This is a genomic window from Nonomuraea sp. NPDC049378, from assembly GCF_055586745.1.
Map to the genome: position 1 here is coordinate 250,051 of NZ_JBVJHP010000007.1, position 17,724 is coordinate 267,774.

General features: G+C 72.7%; 17 protein-coding genes. 8 read left to right on the forward strand and 9 right to left on the reverse strand.

Annotated features, from left to right (window positions below; translation table 11 throughout):
• Positions 1-51 precede the first annotated feature (51 nt).
• The 3 genes from ACZ6SA_RS17480 to ACZ6SA_RS17490 are packed head-to-tail and all read left to right on the forward strand — an operon-like array spanning position 52 to position 3,682.
• Complete coding sequence (locus tag ACZ6SA_RS17480; protein WP_465828908.1) at positions 52-1,380, forward strand: MFS transporter; 1,329 nt, start codon at positions 52-54, stop codon at positions 1,378-1,380.
• Complete coding sequence (locus tag ACZ6SA_RS17485; RefSeq protein WP_465828910.1) at positions 1,377-2,909, forward strand: sulfatase family protein; 1,533 nt, start codon at positions 1,377-1,379, stop codon at positions 2,907-2,909. Before ACZ6SA_RS17480 ends, ACZ6SA_RS17485 begins: the two co-directional genes overlap by 4 nt.
• Positions 2,910-2,932: 23 nt before the next feature.
• Positions 2,933-3,682 (forward strand): GntR family transcriptional regulator, encoded by a 750-nt coding sequence (locus ACZ6SA_RS17490; protein WP_347644781.1) that lies wholly within the window; start codon positions 2,933-2,935, stop codon positions 3,680-3,682.
• On the opposite strand, the gene ACZ6SA_RS17495 is transcribed toward ACZ6SA_RS17490, so the two are convergent.
• Positions 3,676-4,470: a cupin domain-containing protein gene (locus tag ACZ6SA_RS17495; RefSeq protein ID WP_465828912.1), complete on the reverse strand. Its 795-nt coding sequence runs from the start codon at positions 4,468-4,470 to the stop codon at positions 3,676-3,678. The two genes, ACZ6SA_RS17490 and ACZ6SA_RS17495, sit on opposite strands and share 7 nt — an antisense overlap.
• Positions 4,470-5,495: a LacI family DNA-binding transcriptional regulator gene (locus tag ACZ6SA_RS17500; protein WP_347644502.1), complete on the reverse strand. Its 1,026-nt coding sequence runs from the start codon at positions 5,493-5,495 to the stop codon at positions 4,470-4,472. Before ACZ6SA_RS17500 ends, ACZ6SA_RS17495 begins: the two co-directional genes overlap by 1 nt.
• A gap of 311 nt (positions 5,496-5,806) precedes the next feature.
• On the opposite strand from ACZ6SA_RS17500, the gene ACZ6SA_RS17505 reads away from it, so the two are divergent.
• The 4 genes from ACZ6SA_RS17505 to ACZ6SA_RS17520 are packed head-to-tail and all read left to right on the forward strand — an operon-like array spanning position 5,807 to position 12,171.
• The gene (locus ACZ6SA_RS17505) at positions 5,807-8,116 is read left to right on the forward strand and encodes a beta-xylosidase/alpha-l-arabinosidase (protein ID WP_465828914.1); all 2,310 of its coding nucleotides are present in this window, start codon (positions 5,807-5,809) and stop codon (positions 8,114-8,116) included.
• Positions 8,113-9,201: a Gfo/Idh/MocA family protein gene (locus ACZ6SA_RS17510; RefSeq protein WP_465828916.1), complete on the forward strand. Its 1,089-nt coding sequence runs from the start codon at positions 8,113-8,115 to the stop codon at positions 9,199-9,201. Before ACZ6SA_RS17505 ends, ACZ6SA_RS17510 begins: the two co-directional genes overlap by 4 nt.
• A complete protein-coding gene (locus ACZ6SA_RS17515) occupies positions 9,201-10,136 on the forward strand; it encodes a DUF6807 domain-containing protein (protein ID WP_465828917.1) in 936 nt (311 codons plus the stop codon). The genes ACZ6SA_RS17510 and ACZ6SA_RS17515 overlap by 1 nt, the downstream gene beginning before the upstream one ends.
• Positions 10,137-10,149: 13 nt before the next feature.
• Positions 10,150-12,171: a beta-galactosidase gene (locus tag ACZ6SA_RS17520; protein WP_465828919.1), complete on the forward strand. Its 2,022-nt coding sequence runs from the start codon at positions 10,150-10,152 to the stop codon at positions 12,169-12,171.
• A gap of 8 nt (positions 12,172-12,179) precedes the next feature.
• On the opposite strand, the gene ACZ6SA_RS17525 is transcribed toward ACZ6SA_RS17520, so the two are convergent.
• Complete coding sequence (locus ACZ6SA_RS17525; RefSeq protein WP_465828921.1) at positions 12,180-12,350, reverse strand: hypothetical protein; 171 nt, start codon at positions 12,348-12,350, stop codon at positions 12,180-12,182.
• 34 nt (positions 12,351-12,384) lie between these two features.
• Positions 12,385-12,732, reverse strand: coding sequence for a class I SAM-dependent methyltransferase (locus ACZ6SA_RS17530; protein ID WP_465828923.1), 348 nt, complete (start codon positions 12,730-12,732; stop codon positions 12,385-12,387).
• A 19-nt stretch (positions 12,733-12,751) separates the two neighbouring features.
• Between ACZ6SA_RS17530 and ACZ6SA_RS17535 the strand changes: the two genes are divergently transcribed.
• Complete coding sequence (locus ACZ6SA_RS17535) at positions 12,752-13,207, forward strand: NUDIX hydrolase (RefSeq protein ID WP_347644782.1); 456 nt, start codon at positions 12,752-12,754, stop codon at positions 13,205-13,207.
• A gap of 10 nt (positions 13,208-13,217) precedes the next feature.
• Here the strand turns inward: ACZ6SA_RS17535 and ACZ6SA_RS17540 are convergent, their stop codons facing one another.
• The 5 genes from ACZ6SA_RS17540 to ACZ6SA_RS17560 form a co-directional block, all read right to left on the reverse strand.
• On the reverse strand, positions 13,218-13,628 hold the full coding sequence (locus tag ACZ6SA_RS17540; RefSeq protein ID WP_347644509.1) for a VOC family protein: 411 nt from the start codon (positions 13,626-13,628) through the stop codon (positions 13,218-13,220).
• Positions 13,629-13,924: 296 nt separating this feature from the next.
• Positions 13,925-14,986: a phosphotransferase family protein gene (locus ACZ6SA_RS17545; RefSeq protein WP_465828925.1), complete on the reverse strand. Its 1,062-nt coding sequence runs from the start codon at positions 14,984-14,986 to the stop codon at positions 13,925-13,927.
• A 32-nt stretch (positions 14,987-15,018) separates the two neighbouring features.
• Positions 15,019-15,846, reverse strand: a complete 828-nt coding sequence (locus tag ACZ6SA_RS17550; protein ID WP_465828927.1) for a TIGR02569 family protein — start codon at positions 15,844-15,846, stop codon at positions 15,019-15,021.
• A complete protein-coding gene (gene add / locus ACZ6SA_RS17555) occupies positions 15,843-16,790 on the reverse strand; it encodes an adenosine deaminase (protein ID WP_465828929.1) in 948 nt (315 codons plus the stop codon). Before add ends, ACZ6SA_RS17550 begins: the two co-directional genes overlap by 4 nt.
• 56 nt (positions 16,791-16,846) lie before the next feature.
• Positions 16,847-17,617, reverse strand: a complete 771-nt coding sequence (locus ACZ6SA_RS17560; RefSeq protein ID WP_347644513.1) for a class I SAM-dependent methyltransferase — start codon at positions 17,615-17,617, stop codon at positions 16,847-16,849.
• Positions 17,618-17,724 lie beyond the last annotated feature (107 nt).

Consider the following 17,724-nt stretch of genomic DNA (forward strand, 5'->3'; position numbering starts at 1 on the left):
TCCTATCTGACCCATGAGGTCTAGACGTCTACCCTCCAACGGGAGCACGCCGTGACAGACGTCCCGCCCACCCCGTCCACCACCACCCCCTCAACCGAGAGGGCCCGCGCCGTGCCGTGGAAGCTCACCGCGGCCACGATCGTCGGCAACACCATCGAGTTCTACGACTTCACCATCTACGGCACCCTCACCGCGCTGGTCTTCGGCCGGCTCTTCTTCCCCACGTCCGACCCCCTCGCGGGAACGCTGCTCGCGTTCGGCACCTTCGCCGTCGGCTTCGTGTCACGCCCCCTCGGCGGCGTGCTCTTCGGGCACCTCGGCGATCGGCTCGGCCGCAAACCGACGCTCACGTGGAGCCTCGCCGTGATGGGCACGGCCACGTTCCTCATGGGATTGTTGCCGACGTACGCGGACATCGGCGTCTGGGCGCCCATCATGCTCACCTTCCTGCGATTCTGCCAGGGGCTGGGCATCGGCGGCGAATGGGGTGGCGCGGTCAGTCTCATGGTCGAAAGCGCGCCCCCGTCCAGGCGCGGGTGGTACGGCAGCCTCGTCCAGACCGGCAGCGGCTTCGGCATCATCCTGTCCAGCCTCACCCTCACCACGCTGCTGGCCACGCTCGGCACCGGCGAGCTGCTGGCCTGGGGCTGGCGCATCCCGTTCCTGGTCAGCGTGGTCCTGGTCGGCGTCGGCGTCGTGGTGCGCATGCAGATCCAGGAGTCACCCGAGTTCCACGAGGTCAAGGCCGGGAAGCAGGTCGAGCGGGCGCCGGTGTGGCAGACCGTGCGGGAGCACCCGCGCACGATCGCGCTCGCGATCGGCATGTACGTCGCCATCGCCGCCTTCGGCTTCGTCATCGGCGTGTTCGTGATCTCGTACACCGTCCAGGAGCTGGGCCTGTCGCGGGAGCTGGCGGTCACCGCCAACCTCGTCAACGGGGTCTTCTACGTGATCGGCATCCTGGCGGCGGGGGCGCTGTCCGACCGGATCGGCAAGCGCAGGACGTACCTGCTGTGCGGGCTGCTGCTGATCCCGGCCCCGTTCCTCTACTTCGCGCTGCTCGACACCCGGTCGATCCCGCTGATCCTCGCGGGCAGCGTGTTCGTCGGCCTGGTCAGCGGCCTGCCGTACGGCGTGCAGGCCTCGCTGTTCTGCGAGCTGTTCCCCGCCAGGCTCCGCTACAGCGGGATCTCGCTCGGCTTCCAGGTCGCGACCGTGCTGGGCGGGGCGCTCGCGCCGACCGTGGCCTCGCTGCTGTTCGCGGCGGCGGAGCACAGCTGGGCCATCTCGGCCTACATCGCGGGCCTCGCCGTGATCATGGTCCTCTGCACGCTGGCCGTACGGCCGTACCCGGAGACGACGAAAGGCATCAACGGATGACGAACCGGCCGAACATCGTGCTGGTCATGGTCGACCAGCTGGCCGCGCGCTGGCTGGAGCGGGCCTGGCAGGGCGTGGTCGACCTGCCGAACCTGCGGGCGCTGGCCGAGGGCGGCGTGCGGTTCCCCAACGCGTTCACGCCCAACCCCGTCTGCGCCCCGGCGCGCGCCACCGTCGCCACCGGGCTGACCAGCCAGGGGCACGGCGTCACCGAGTGCGGCTACGACCTCGACCCGGCCCTGCCCACGTTCATGCGCACGCTCCAGCGGGGCGGGTGGCGTACGGGCGCGTTCGGCAAGCTGCACCTGCGCACGCAGATCGGCGGCGTGCGCCCCGACTACCGCCCCTACGGGTTCGACGTCACCCACATCACGGAGGACTCCCGCGCGGGCGAGTGGCTGGACTGGGTGCGCGAGCACCACCCCGAGCACTACCGGGCGGCGCTGTCCACCGTCTGGATGACGATGATCCCCGAGCTGCGCGCGTACGGGCCGGAGCGGCGCGACCTGGTGGCCGAGATCGAGGCCGCCCGGCGGGAGTTCCCCGCCTCCACCGGCGAGGCGTACACGCTGCCGTTCCCCGCCGAGATCTCCCAGACCAACTGGATCACCGAGCGCGCGTGTGACTTCATCCGCGATACCGAGGCCGGGCGGCCGCTGTTCGCGCACGTCAGCTACGTGCAGCCGCACAACCCCTTCGCTCCGCCCGCCGGGTACCTGCCGCGCGTGCGGGCCGAGCGCATCCCCGGCCCGCTGCCCGCGGAGTGGCGCTCGGGCGGGCCCGCCTACTTCGACCGGGAGCAGTACCGGCAGGCGTCCTACGACGTCGACGACTGGAAGAGCCACCGGCTGCACTACTTCGCCGACCTGGCGCACCTGGACGAGCAGCTCGGGCGGCTGGTGGACTGCCTGCGCGAGACGGGGCGGCTGGCCGGCACGTACGTGATCTTCACGTCGGACCACGGCGAGCTGCTGCACGACCACGGGCTGGTCGGCAAGTGGGAGCGCCACTACGACACCTGCATCCGCGTGCCGCTCATCGTCTCGGGACCCGGGCTGAGCCCCGGCGTGCGCTCCGAGCTCGCCGAGCTGACCGACCTCGCGCCCACCATCCTCGACCTGGCCGGCCTCGAACCCGACCCGCTGGCCCGCCCCCAGCTCGGCAACCCGCACGTCCCACGGCAGCTGCCCGCCCTGCCGGGCAGCTCGCTGCTGCCCCTGTGCCAGGGCCTGGACCTCGACTGGCGCACCGCGGTCTACGTGCAGAGCAACAACAACCACTGGGAGGCCTCGCCCCGGAGCTGGTCGCGTACGGTCCGCACCGCCCGCCACCGCTACACCCGGTATTTCGGCGGGGGCGGCGAGCAGCTCTTCGACCTGGAGGCGGACCCGGACGAGCAGCACGACCTCGCCGCCGACCCCGCCGCCGAGCCGATCCGCCGGCGGCTCCACGACGAGCTGCTGGAGCTCGTCGTGCTCGACGGATATCCCAACAGCCCGCGCGGGCTTTACGGCATCGGAACGTGGTAGCGCGGCTCTACAGTAGTCCCGTGATGAAACCGCCCAAGCGAGCCGCCATGGCCGCCCAGGCGATCCGTGAGCTCATCGCGGCGGAGTTCGAGCTGGGCGACCAGCTGCCCTCCGAGGCCGAGCTGGCCCGGCGGCTGGCCGTGAGCCGGGTCACCATCCGCGAGGCCCTCGGACAGCTCTGGCTCGAAGGCCTCATCTCCCGCCGCTGGGGTGTGGGCACGTTCGTCCGGCAGCGTCCTGGGCCGGCCGCGGGGCCGTTCACCAACGTCTTCGTCGACCTGCACGACATCGGCTCGCTGCCGCACCGGATCGCGGCCACGGGCCGCACGCCGTCGCTTCCGCACGCCCGGGTCGAGCAGGTTCCCGCTCCGCCCGAGGCCGCCGCCGCGCTGGGCCTGGAGGCCGGCGAGCCGATCTGGCGGGTGGAGCGCTGCCTGGCGATCGACGGGACGCCCGCGATCGTGCTTTACGACCATGTCCCGCTCCGGGTCAACGGCGTCCCGTTCGACCCGGGGCCGGTGACGGGGATGGGAGGCGACTTCCCCACGCTCGTGCACGCCACCGGCACCCGCATCGTCAGGGACGAAGCCCGGCTGGAGGCGGCGCTGGCCGACGAGGGCGTGGCGAAGCTGCTCGGCGTCGACGCGGGGTCGCCGATCCTCGCCACGCGGCAGACCAGCCACGCCGACACCGGCACGGTGGTGCTGTCGACCCGCTGCTTCTACCGGCCGGAGGTCTTCTCGATCCTGCTGGTCCGCACGGTGCCCTACTGACCCTGGCTCTGCCGTCCTGTGCCGGCCGGGGGCTCGACGGGGTGGAGCACGTCGTGGGTGCGCAGCCGCCCGCACATGCCCCACCTGGCCTCCGGGCTCTGCGGCGATTCCAGGAGCGCCGACGCGCGCAGGTGCGCGCCGTCGCCTCGGGCCAGGGCGTCGAGCACGGCGGCGGTGTGGCGGGTCTCCTCGGCGACCGTGCGCTGCCAGGTCTCGCGCCAGGCCGCGACCTTGGGCCGCACCAGCGCCACCGCGTGGTCGTAGAACCGCTCCAGCGGGCCGGGGTCGCCGCCGGCGGCGGCGCCCGCCAGAGCGCGGAAGCCCTGCACGGCCAGCTCGCGCCGGCGCATCGCGGCCGCCTCCATCGACTCCTCCTGCTCACCGGGCAGGGCGGCGGGCAGGGCGGCGGGCAGGGCGGCGGGCAGGGCGGCGGCGGCGCGGTAACGTTCGGGGTCGGCCATGATCTCGGGTGGGAAGGTCATGACCGCGTCGCCCGCCTCGGGCAGGCCCGCGTTCGCCATCACGACCACGACCTGCAGGCCGCCGCGGTTGACCGCCCGGTGGACGGTGCCGGGGGTGAACCACACGGTCGATCCCGCCGCGAGCTCCGTCTCCCTGAAGCCGTGCGTGTCGAGGGTCTGCAGCGCTCCGCGCCCGCCGATCACGACGTAGCCCTCAGTGGAGGCGGTGTGCAGGTGCGGGGTGCCGCCTTCCAGGCCGTCGGCGCACGCGCCGGTGTAGACCGACAGGCGGGTGACGGACGTGCCGCCGGGGAACGCCGCGGGCATCACGCGCTCCGCTCGAACGACGTGGTGCTGCGCCGGACGACGAGCGTGGTGGCGAGCTCGATGCGGGTGCCGGAGGGGCCCCGGGGGTGGGTCAGCTCCTCGGAGACGAGCCGCACCGCCTCGTTGGCCATCTCGTCGAGCGGCTGGCGGACGGTGGTGAGCGGCGGCGAGAGCATCTCGCACACCATCGAGTCGTCGAACCCGACGACGGACAGCTCGTCGGGCACGCGGACGCCGCGCTCGGTGGCCGCCTGGTAGACGCCCGCGGCCTGCAGGTCGTTGGCCGCGAAGATGGCGCTGGGCGGGTCGTCGCGGCCGAGCAGCCGGGCGCCGTATTCCTTGCCGCCGTTGACCATGAAGTCGCCGTAGTGGGTGAGCCCGGGGTCGGGGTGGATGCCGAACGTGCGGTGCGCGGCCAGGTAGCCCTCGTAGCGGTCGAGGGTGCACTGCGCGTCGAGCGGGCCGCCGATGAAGCCGATCCGGGTGTGCCCGAGCTCCAGGAGGTGGGTGGTGGCCATGACGCCGCCCAGCCAGTTGGTGGCGCCGACGGTGGAGATGCGCGGGTCGCGCTGGCCCGCGGGGTCGAGCAGCACCAGGGGCACGTGCAGCAGCTCCTCGATCGCCTCGATCTCCCGCTGGTCGGCCCGGGTGAGCACCAGCACGATGCCGTCGGTGCCGCGCTTGCGGACCGTGCCGATCCAGCGCCGCAGGTCGAAGTCGTGGCGCGCGGAGGAGGTCACGACGAGCGAGAACCCCCAGCGTGCCGCCGCCCGCTCCGCGCCCCTGATGAGCACCTCGGCCCACGGCGAGCCGAGCCCGTCGATGAGCAGGTCGACCAGGCCGACCCTGGGCGAGCTCGGCGGGCGCGGGGTTTCGTAGCCGAAGACCCTGACCGCTTCGAGGACTTTGTCCCTGGTGGCGGCGGAGACATGTTTCTTGCCGCTCAGGACCTTGGAGACCGTCGGCACCGACACTCCGGCGGCCGCCGCGACGTCGGCCAGCGTGGCTCGCGGCGCTCGGGGCACAGAACCTCCCGTTGCCGTGGGTGCCGGTGTCCCACCGGCACCTGCGAGGTCGTTTTCGGAAAATGCGCACACCCGACATGCCGCCAGCTGACCTGGTGATACCAGGGAGCTGCGGTTGCCTCATGAGGCTGTTGACATGGATGCAGCTCGGAGCCTACCGTAACGGATCGGCAATGTCACCGTAATCTTTCGGAAAGTCATCCGGAAACTTTCTGATCCGTAAGACACGTCCGGCCGGCGCGCCGCGATCGAGCAGGCCCCCTGTTAGCGCTATCAACAGATGGAGATCTCCATGCCACGAACGAGGGTGTATGCCTGCACGAGGTGAGCAGCCGGAGACCGCGGCGCTCAGGGTCGACGACCTGCTCGCGGAGATGTCGCTCGACGAGAAACTCGCCCAGCTCGTCGGCCTGTGGCTGAACGTCAACCGGGAAGAAGGCGTCGTCGCGCCGTTGCAGGACGCGATGCAGGGCGACGAGGAGGAGTTCGAGGCGTTCGCCCGCCACGGGCTCGGCCACGTCACCCGCCATTTCGGCACCACGCCCGTCGACCCCGCGCAGGCGAGCGCCGAGCTGGCCGGACGGCAGCGCTGGCTGCGCGACCACACCCGGCTCGGCATCCCCGCCATCGCCCACGAGGAGTGCCTGACAGGGCTGGCTGCCTGGCGGGCGACGACCTATCCCGTGCCGCCCGCGTGGGGCGCGACGTTCGACCCCGCCCTCGTGGAGGAGATGGGCCGCAGGATCGGGGCCTCCATGCGGGCGCTCGGCGTGCACCAGGGCCTGGCCCCCGTGCTCGACGTGATCCGCGACCAGCGGTGGGGCCGGGTCGAGGAGTGCATCTCCGAAGACCCGTACGAGGTCGCGACCATCGGCGCGGCGTACGTGCGCGGCCTGCAGTGCGCGGGCGTGATCGCCACGCTCAAGCACTTCGTCGGCTACTCCGGCTCCCGCGCCGGCCGCAACCTCGCCCCCGTGCACGCGGGCCCCCGCGAGGTGGCCGACACGCTGCTGTTCCCCTTCGAGGTCGCCGTGCGGGACGCGCGGGCGGGCTCGGTCATGAACTCCTACGCCGAGATCGACGGCATCCCGATCGCCGCCGACGCCCACTACCTCACCCGGATCCTGCGCGACGAGTGGGGCTTCGACGGCACGGTGGTGGCCGACTACTTCGCGGTGGCCTTCCTGCACACCCTGCACGCCGTGGCCTCCGACGCCGAGGACGCGGCCGTGCAGGCGCTCAGCGCGGGCATCGACGTCGAGCTGCCCACCGGGGTGGCCTACCTGGAGCCGCTGAAGCGGGCCGTGGCCGCGGGGCGGATTCCGGAGTCGCTCGTCGACCGGGCGCTGCGCAGGGTGCTGACGCAGAAGGCCGCGCTCGGCCTGCTCGACGACGGGTACGAACCGCGCGGGTCCGGCCCGATCGACCTCGACGACCCGGAGTCGCGGGCCCTGGCGCGGCGCCTGGCCGAGGAGTCGATCGTGTTGCTGGCCAACGACGGTGTGCTGCCGCTCGGCCAGGCCGCGGGCAGGCGCGTCGCGGTCGTCGGCCCGAACGCCGGCAGCGTCGCGGCGCTGTTCGGCTGCTACTCCTTCGTCAACCACGTGCTGCCGCACTCCCCCGGCGTGGAGACCGGCATCGCGGCGCCCACGGTGCTCGACGCGCTGCGGGAGGAGCTGCCCGAGGCCGTGATCAGGACCGAGCGGGGAACGGGGGTGGACGACGGCGATCGCTCGGGGATCGCCGCCGCCGCCCGCCTGGCCGGCGAGTCCGACGTCGCGATCCTCGTGCTCGGGGACCGGTCGGGGCTGTTCGGCAGGGGCACCTCCGGCGAGGGCTGCGACGTGGAGACGCTCGACCTGCCCGGCGCGCAGCAGGAGCTCGCCGACGCGGTCATCGCCACGGGCACGCCGGTCGTGGCGGTGCTGATGACCGGCCGCGCGTACGCGGTGCCGGGGATCCTCAGGAACGCCGCCGCCGTCGTGCAGGCGTACTTCCCCGGCGAGGAAGGTGCCGGCGCCATCGCCCGGGTGCTCAGCGGCGCCGTGAACCCCTCGGGCCGGCTGCCGATGAGCATGCCGCGCTCGGTCGCCGGCCAGCCCTACAGCTACCTGCACCCCAAGCTGGGCGCGGCCGGCTCGGTCAGCAACATCGACCCGGCCCCCGAGCTGCCCTTCGGCCACGGGCTGAGCTACACCCGCTTCGCCTGCGAGGGCCTGACGGCCGGCGGGCAGGTCCGGGCCGGCGAGCCGATCCGGTGCTCGGTCGTCGTGCGCAACGCGGGCGAGCGGGCGGGCGCCGAGGTGGTCCAGCTGTACGCCTCCGACCGGATCGCCTCCGTCACCCGGCCGCTCGCCCAGCTCGTCGGCTACGCCAGGGTCGAGCTGGACCCCGGCCAGTGCGCGACGGTGAGCTTCGACGTGCCCGCCCGGCTGCTGGCGTTCACCGGCAGGGACGGGCGGCGCGTCGTCGAGCCCGGCGAGGTGGGCGTGTCGGTGCGCCGCTCGGCCGCCGACGTGGTGGCCGAGGCGAGCGTGCTGCTGACCGGGCCCGTGCACGAGGTCACCGGGGACGAGCGGCGGCTGACCACCGTGTCGGTCGAGAAGGGGCAGCCGTCATGAGGATCGCGATCGTCGGCGCCGGCGGCATCGCCGGCGTCCACGCCGCCGCCCTGTCGGCGCTCGGCGGGTCGGCGCGGATCGTCGCCGCCGTGGACATCGACGCCGCCCGGCTGGACGCGTTCGCCACCACGTGGGACGTGCCCGAGCGCTACACGCGCGTCGAGGACCTGCTCGAACGCTCGGAGTGCGACGTCGTGCACCTGTGCTCCCCTCCCGGCCTGCACCGCGACCAGGCCGTGGCGGTGCTGGAGCGGGGCTGGTCGGTGATGTGCGAGAAGCCGCCGGCGTTGTCGCTGCGGGAGTTCGACGAGATCGCCGCGGCCGAGGCGCGCAGCGCCGGCTCGTTCGGCACCGTCTCGCAGCACCGGTTCGGCGCCCGCGCGGTCGCGCTGCGCGAGGCGATCGCCCGAGGCGACTTCGGGCCGCTGCACCTGGCGCTCTGCAACACGCTGTGGTTCCGTCCCGACTCCTACTTCGCGGTGCCGTGGCGCGGCACGTGGGAGTCGGAGGGCGGCGGGCCCACCATGGGCCACGGCATCCACCAGATGGACCTCATGCTGTCCCTGGCCGGCCCGTGGGAGTCGGTGCGCGCCACGGCGGGCCGCAAGGCGCGGCCGACTCAGACGGAGGACTTCTCGACCGCGGTGGTGACCCTCGCCTCTGGAGCCACCCTGGTGATCGTCAACAGCCTGCTGTCCGCCCGCGAGACCAGCTACCTGCGCTTCGACCTCGCCGGCGGCACGGCCGAGCTGGAGCACCTGTACGGCTACGGCGACGACTCCTGGCGCTTCACCCCCGCCCCCGGCGACCCGGACGCCACGTCCCGCTGGAACGCGCTGCCTCCCGGCGGGCCCTCCGGCCACTCGGCCCAGTTCGCGGCCGCCGCCGAGGCCCTGCGCTCCGGCGCGCCCATGCCGGTCACGACGGCGCAGGCCCGCCCGACCCTCGAGCTCATCGCCGCCGTCTACGCCTCCGCCTTCACCGGCCGGGAGGTGGCGCGCGGCGAGCTGGCGGAGGGCTCCCCGTTCTACTCCTCCATGGGCGGCCACCGGGCCCCGTGGCTCACGACCGAAGGGACCGCCTGATGACCGAACCCGTGGACGGGCTGCGGCTCACCGACGAGCGCGGGCGGGCGCTGACGCTCCGCAGCGACGGCGTCGACCTGTTCCGCTACGTGTACGGCCCGTGGGACCGGCAGCTGGAGTCGCCCCGCCCCTACTTCCACCCGCTGCGCACCCGGTCCGACCGGCTGGTGTCGCTCTACCGGCCCTGGGACCACGTCTGGCACAAGGGCATCGCCTGGTCGCTGCCGAACGTGGGCACCCAGAACTTCTGGGGCGGCGTCACGTACTACCGCGACCGCGGCTACGTGCAGGCCGACAACAACGGCGCCATCGTGCACGACGGTTTCGACTCGATCAGCAGCGGCGCGGACCGGATGGCCGTCAAGGAGTCGCTGACCTGGGTGGCGAGCACCGGCGAGCCCTGGTTCACCGAACGCCGTTCCTTCGGGGCGCTGCTCGGCGAGCACGGGTGGACGCTGGCGTACGCGACCGAGTTCACCAACGTCTCCGGCGCCACCGTGCCGATCGGCAGCCCCACCACCGAGGGACGGCCCAACGCCGGGTACGGCGGGCTGTTCTGGCGCGGGCCGCGCTCGTTCAGCAACGGCCGCGTCTACCTGGACGGGCGCACCGGCGGCGACGAGATGATGGGCGAGCGCGGCACGTGGCTGGCCTACTCCGGCGACCACGACGAGGTGGACGCGAGCTCGACCCTCGTGTTCGTCGACGACGGGCCCGATGACGGGCCCGATGATGAGCCGGTCCAGTGGTTCGTGCGGACGGGGATCTTCGCGTGCGTCTGCCCCGCGCCGTTCTTCGACGTCGTGCGGCCGGTGGAGCCGGGCGCGTCGCTGGCCTTCCGCTACGCGGTCACCATCGCCGACGGCGACCCCGGACCGGACGGCGCGGCCCGCATCGCCGCGGACACGGCCGGCGTCACCTCGCGCCTCCTGTGATCGGAGTTCCCCTATGACCCGCATGGACACGTTCCGTACCCGCGTCGGCGGATTCGCCTACGGCGGCGACTACAACCCCGAGCAGTGGGAGCCCGCCGTGTGGCACGAGGACGTCCGCCTCATGCGCGAGGCCGGCGTCAACACCGTCAGCCTGGGCGTCTTCGCGTGGGCGTCGCTGGAGCCCGAGCCGGGGACGTACGAGTTCGGCTGGCTGGACGACGTCATGGACCTGCTCCACGAGCACGGCATCAGCGTCAACCTGGCCACCCCGACGGCGGCGCCGCCCGTCTGGCTCACGCACCTGCACCCCGAGGTGTTCCCCATCATGGCCGACGGGGAGCCGTTCGGCTTCGGCAACCGCCTGCACTACGACCCGTCGTCGCCGATCTACCGCGAGTACGCCGCCCGCATCACGACCAGGCTCGCGGAGCGGTACTCGTTCCATCCCGCGCTGGCGATGTGGCACATCAGCAACGAGTACGGTCCGACGGCGTACAACGAGGCCGCGTCGGTCAACTTCCGCAGATGGCTGCGGCGCAGGTACGGCGACCTCGACACCCTGAACGAGGCGTGGACCACCCGATTCTGGGGCCAGCTCTACACCGACTGGGAGCAGATCGAGGTGCCGAACATCCCGCGCACCTGGATGAACCCGGCCCGCAAGCTCGACTTCAAACGCTTCACCTCCGACGCGCTGCTGGAGTGTTATCTGGCCGAGCGGGACATCGTGCGCTCGTTCCGCGATGACGTGCCGGTGATGACCAACTTCATGCGTTTCTTCCGGCACGCCGACTACTGGCGGTGGGCGCCGGAGGAGGACGCGGTCGCGCTCGACATCTACCCCAATCCGGCCGAAGCCGACTCGCACGTGTCGGCGGCCTTCAACTACGACCTGTTCCGCTCGCTCAAGGGCGGGCAGCCGTGGATGCTGATGGAGCAGTCGAGCAGCGCGGTGTGCCAGTGGAAGCTCAACGTCGTCAAGGAGCCGGGGCGGATGCGGCTGGGCTCGCTGCAGGCGGTGTCGCGGGCGGCCGACTCGGTGATGTTCTTCCAGTGGCGGGCCGGCCGGGGCGGGCACGAGCGTTTCCACTCGGCGATGTTGCCGCACTCCGGCCCCGGCTCGCGCACGTTCAAGGAGATCGTCGAGCTCGGCCGGGAGATGAAGCTGCTGGCGCCCGTGGCCGGGACGACCTCGCGCGCGGAGATCGCCGTGCTGTTCGACTGGGACGGGTGGTGGGGGCTGGAGGAGACGCACGGCCTGCCCCGCAGCGACTTCAGCTACACCGACACGGTCATGCGGCACTACGCGCCGCTGTGGGAGCGGCACCACGCGGTCGACGTGGTGCCGGCGGGGCCGTCGCTGGACGGGTACAAGGTGCTGGTGGTGCCCAACGCGTACCTGATCGGCGACGAGGGCGCGGAGCGCATCCGGGCCTTCGCCCGCGACGGCGGCACGGTCGTCATGTCCTTCTTCTCGGGCGTGGTCGACGACTGCAACCGGGTACGGCCCGACGGGTATCCCGGCGCGTTCCGCGACCTCATCGGCGCGAAGATCGACGAGTACTGGCCGGCGCGCCCGCACGAGACATTCGCCGTGGAGTTCGCCGACGGGCGGCGGGCGACGTCGACCTGGTGGCGCGACGACCTCCACCTGGAGAGCGGCACGGCGCTGGCCACCTACGCCGACGGGCTGCTCGAAGGGCGGGCCGCCGTGGTCGAGAACCGCTACGGCTCGGGGCGGGTCGTGTACGTGGCGACGCTGCTGGAGCAGGCCGCCCTCGACGCGGTGGTGCTGGAGGCCGTGGCGTCGGCGGGCGTGCGGTCACGGTTCGCGGGCGTGCCCGCGCACGTGGAGTGCTCGGTGCGGGGGGACGACACGTACGAGTACGTGTTCCTGCTCAACCACAGCGCGGAGCTCGGCGCGTCCGTCCCCCTCGAAGGGCCGGGGACGGACCTGCTCACGGGGTCGCCGGTGGCGGGGCAGGTGGAGCTGGGGCCGCTGGGCGCGGCGGTGATCCAGCGGGCGCTCCCGTAGCGGCCGCGTCACCCGCGTGGCGCGCCCCTTCCGCGGCGCCAGATCACCGCGCCCAGCACGAGCGCTCCCGCCACCACCGCGACGATCACCATCAGGTTCGTACGGTCGAGGGCCGGCTCGGCGCGCACCCGGACAGGCGTGCCCAGGGCGTCGATCAGCTCGGGGGTGAGCGGCCGCATGCCCTGGGTCCGGCGAGTACGCGTGACATCACGCCTACCGAAACGTGGCGCGGGCCCGATCTGTTCGCCCGTCGCCGGTCACCGTCACCATCCCCGCCCCTCGCTCGTCACCCGTTGGCATGTCGGTGTGCACCATGAGCAGGGCTGCGCTGCGGAACGGCAGCCGCCCGGCGTCCCCGCGCACGACCGGCAGCCTGGAGCGCGCGTACTCCAGCATGCCCGCCGACAGGTCCATGCCCACCGGCGTCCACCCGAGCTCCCTGACCGCTCCCGCGTACGCGCCCGTGCCGCATCCGGTTTCCAGGCACGGCCCGGTCCCCCGCCCGAGCAGCTCACGGATCGAGCGCCGGATGCAGAGGCGGTCGAGATCCCCGTACGTCACGTGATATCCCTGACCGGTGATGATCGCCAAGGAACTGCGCGTGTCCGCGTACGCCATCTGCGTGGAGGACGGACAGATCCTCCTGGCCCGCTGGGTCGGCCCCGCCGGCGAGCGGCTCTGGACGCTGCCCGGCGGCGGCCTCGACCACGGCGAGGACCCGGTCGACGCCGCGATCCGCGAGGTGGAGGAGGAGACCGGCTACACCGTCGCCATCGACGCCCTGCTCGGCATCAGCACCCTGCACCGCCCCTACCCGAGGGCTGACCAGCGCCAGGCCGACTTCCACGCCCTGCGCGTCATGTACGAGGGCCACATCACCGGCGGCACGCTGCGCCACGAGATCGGCGGCAGCACCGATCGGGCCGCGTGGATCGCCCTGGCCGACGTCACCGGCCTGGAACGGTCGGAGGTGGTGGACGCCGGCCTCGCCCTCCACCGCACACGACCGCCCGACGGCCGGGCGAGCGTCCCCTGATTTCAGGCGCTCAGCGCAGCTCCTGGACGCGGATCATGTTGCCGGCGGGGTCGCGGAAGGCGCAGTCGCGGACCCCGAACGGCTGCTCGACCGGCTCCTGCATGACCTCCGCGCCACCGGCCTGCACCCGCGCGAAGAAGCCGTCGAGGTCGTCGGTGGCCAGCAGGATGCCGGTATAGGTGCCCTTGGCCATCATCTCGGCGATGGTGACGCGCTCGGCGTCGGTGATCCCGGGGTCGGCGGCCGGTGGCTGCAGGACGATGGACGTGCCGGGCTGACCTGCGGGGCCGACCGTGATCCAGCGCATCCCGTCGTAGCCGACGTCGTCGCGCACCTCGAAACCGAGGACGTCGCGGTAGAAGGCCAGGGACGCGTCCGGGTCGTCGTGCGGCAGGAAACTCGCGTGAATGGATACGTTCATGCACGTCAGGCTAGGCACTGTCGGCGGCTGCACGCTTCTCGATTCCTGATCTCCTCGCCGCCCGCACCGTAGCCTTGCCGTCTTGAAGCTCGTGCCGTTGTGGTTCGCCTGGCACGAGCAGGCCGTCTGGCTGTCGACCAGGGCCACGAGCCCGACCGGGCGCAACCTGCGCAACGGCGGCCGGACACGGCTGGCCTTCGCCGACACCCAGGACGTCGTGCTCCTCGACGGCGAGTGCCGGACGATCTCACCCGGCTCGCAGGCACGTCCACGCCGCGAGGCGGACACGGCCGCGGTCACAGTGCCTGCGACAGGACGAAGTCCTCATAACCATCGGGCACCCGCATGCCACCGGACACCATCCAGTGCACGCGCCCGGCACCGGTCAGCGCCAGCGTCGCGCGATAACCCACCTCGACGTCCGCCCGGTCGAAGCGCCCGCCCGCCCCCGCCAGGTAGTCGTCCAGCGGATCCACGAACGTGCTCAGCGCCAGCGCCGCCAGGTCGGCTCCGACCGGTCCGGCGCCCAGCGTGGCCCAGTCGAGCACCACGGTCCCGCCCGCCGAGTCCAGCAGGTTGCCGGCCGAGAAGTCGCCGTGCGACAGGACCACCGGCAGCCTGGACAGCTCGGCGAGCAGCTCGTCCTGCCCGCGCCACAACTGCTCGATGCGGGGATCGACGTCCGCCGGCGTCCATTCCGTGACCGCGAGCCGCTGGGCGAGCTGGTGACCGGCCAGCCACGGCGCGTCCGGCACCGCCGTGGCCGCCTGCCACGCGCCGAGCCCGCCGGCCGCCGCGCGCGGCGAGGCCGGCGTGCCGGTGACGTCCTCGAGGTACACCACGTCGTCCACGACGCCGTAGCAGCGCGGCGCGGCCAGCCCGGGACCGCGCGGCAGCAGGCCGCTCGCGTACGCCAGCGGCTCCCGCCGCCAGTACGCCCAGTGCCGTGGATCTCCGGCGTACGGGGCGTGCCGCCCGGTCCGCAGCGGCCGGAACTCCTTCCTGACCATCCGGAACGGCACCTCCCGAGCCCCCGAACCTCGAGCACCCCCCACGCCGCGGGTGCCGTCGGTGTTGTTCACCCGGGTCGATGCGGCGCCGGACGCGCCTGCCCCGGCATCGTCCGGCCCGAGCAGAGCCGTTCCGGAGAGGCGGGTCACCGCGCCGGTCACAGCACCGGTCACCGCGCCGGTCACCGCGCCGGTCGCCGCGCCGGTCGCCGCACCGGTCGCCGCACCGGTGCCGCTGCCGATCGGCTCGGCGTGGCAGCCGAGCACCCTGCCACCCGACCGCCCCAGGACGGCCGCCAGCACCGTGCCGGGCAACCGGTCACCGCGTTCCGCCCGGCCGTCACCCACCGGCGACCGTGGGCGGGACCCGGGCGGGGGGGTCATCCGGCGGCCGGGCGGGCGTGGGTGACGGCGAGGTCCACCACCGGCCGGTAGGCGGCCACCTGGTCCGGAGTCCATGCCTCAGGCCCGTTCAGGGCCTCGTGGGTGACGATCCGGTAGATGAGCGCGCGTACCAGCATCTGCCCCCATTCGGGCAGGTGTGCCAACCGTTCGGCCAGCGCGGGCGAGGCGCCGTGCCAGCACAGCGCGTCCGCGACCGCGACCGCCGCGGCCCAGGACGGCGGACGCCAGTACACCGGCCAGTCGATGATCGCCGGTGGCAGGCCGGGGGCGAACAGCACGTTGCCGGGCAGATCCCCGTGGACCGCCTGCGACGGGAGATCCACCGGCCGCCGAGCCCGTACGAGCGGTTCCAGCAGCCGGGCCGCGCCGGGCGGGCCGGGGAGTTCCTCCCACGCCACGCGGTCCCCGTGGGACCAGGGGTCGTCACGGACGTCCAGGAACGCGGGCCGGGGCAGGTGGGCGATCGCCTCGTGGAAGGCGGCCCCGGCCCTGAGCACGTCGTCCTGCCTGCCGACGTCGGGCTCGCCCGGGACGAGCCGGGCCGCTTCCCATCCGTGCGCCACCCATGCACCGTCCCGCGCTCGTACGGGACGGGCCACGCGGAACTCGGGCGAGTCAGGCAACGCGGACAGCGCTTCGGCCCGCCACACGGTCTCCGGCAGGAAGTCCACCTGCTTCACGACCGCATCGCCGACCCGCCAGGCCCCGCCCATCCAGACCGGCCGCCCCTCGGCCCCGTACGCGTCGAGCACCTCGTCAGGAGGGCCGTCCGGCGTCACCCCGCCCGCAACAGGGCCGCTCACGGCGCCGTGGCCCAGGCGTGCACGGCGGCCCTGAGCTCGGCCTTCATCTCGTCGGGGGCGAACGACGCGTCGATCGACGCGCGTGCCAGCCCGGCCAGATCGTCGTCGGTGCAGCCGAAGACGTCGCGCAGCCGGGTGTACTCGTCCGCCAGCGCCGTCTCCCCGTCGGTGTTGATCGTGACGGTGAGCCCAGCCGCCCGCAGCCGCGGCAGCGGGTGCTCCGCCAGCGACGGGACGAGCCCGAGCAGGACGTTGGACGTGGGGCAGACCTCCAGCGGGATCCCGCGCTCGCGCGCCTCCGCCACCAGGCTCTCGTCGTCGAGGATCCGGATGCCGTGCCCGAGGCGCTCGGCGTGCCCCAGGTCGAGGGCCTCGCGGATGCTGGCCGGGCCGGCCGCCTCGCCCGCGTGGTGGACGAGATGGAGCCCCGCGTCCCTGGCCGCGTCGAGCACCTCGGCGAACGGCGCCAGCGGATGGCTCTCGTCGCCCGCCAGCCCCATGCCGATCACGTTGTCGTAGCGGGTGGCCAGCTTGTACGTGCTCCACAGCCGCTCCACCGGCCGTCGCCTGGAGTGGTCGAGCAGCACCTGGCACTCGATGCCGTAGCGGGCCCTGCCCTCGTCCAGCCCGTCGAGCACCGCCTCCAGCGGCATCTCCGGCTTGCCCACCCGCTCCCCGTGGGAGGCGGCGGTGAAGGTCACCTCGGCGTAGCGGGTGCCCTGCGCGGCTTCGTCCGCGCAGAACTCCACCGCGACGCGCCGGAAGTGCTCGGCCGTGCGCAGCAGCGCGCGCACCCGCGCCCGCTGGTCGGCGAACTCCCTGAAGTCGCGGAACACGCCGCCGTGTCCGGGTGTGCCGCCCAGGTCGCGCACGGTCTCAGGGCGTACGGTGCTCTCCAGGTGAACGTGCAGATGGGCTTTGGGCAGCGACCGGACGTCTTTCACGCGCCACAGGCTAGGCCAGACCACCGCGCGCACGCAGGTCGTTTTCCGCCGTGCGGCTAGGAGGCGGCGGCCCGCCGGGTGACGCGGATCTTCGACTGCTTGTGCGGCAGGCGTTCCCAGTCGTCCATGAACCTCGCCTGCAGCCCGTGCTTGGCGGCCAGCGCGATCAGGGTCTCGGTGCGGTAGTAGAAGTCCTCCCGCAGCACCTGGTGCTCCTTGCCTTCGGTCCGGTCGAAGGTGAAGTCGAACCATCCGCCGGGTTTCATGACGCGGCCGACGTGGGCGAAGCACTCCTCGATCACGTCGAGCGGCGAGTGGGAGAAGACGCTGTGCGCGTGGACGACGTCGAAGTGCTCGTCGGGCAGGAAGGCGAAGCGCAGGTCGCGTACGGGGGTGAGGTGCGGGAGCTTGTCGCCCAGCCCGTGTTCGGCGAGGGTGTCCTGGGCCGCCATGAGGATGTCGGGCGAGATGTCGATGCCGTAGTAGTTGCCGGTGTGCAGGTAGTCGATGAACAGGTGACCGGCCCGCAGGTTGCCGCAGCCGATCTCCAGCATCCGGCATTCCGGCTTCAGCCCGTGCTCGACGAGGTAGTCGAACTGCATACGGCCCAGCGCCAGCCACCGGCGGTGCGTGTGTGAGCCGACCGCGCCCTCGGGGTCTCGCGCGGTGTCGGACTTCATGACGGCACGGTAGTAGGCGACGTGGTCGCGGGTACGCAGCCTGAACCAGGTGTCGCGGGCGAGCCGCCTCACGTGGGGCAGGATCTTGCGCGGGTTCTTGAACGCGTACGTCACTTGGTGGACGAGGCTCGAACGGGAGCGTTTCACGCCTGGGAATCTAGGTCACTCACAGCAACATCCAAGGGGCTGTGGCGACAGTCTTGAGTTCCCGTTTGCGCAGCCTTTCTCTCCGGAACCTCGTGCGCCAGGTGAAC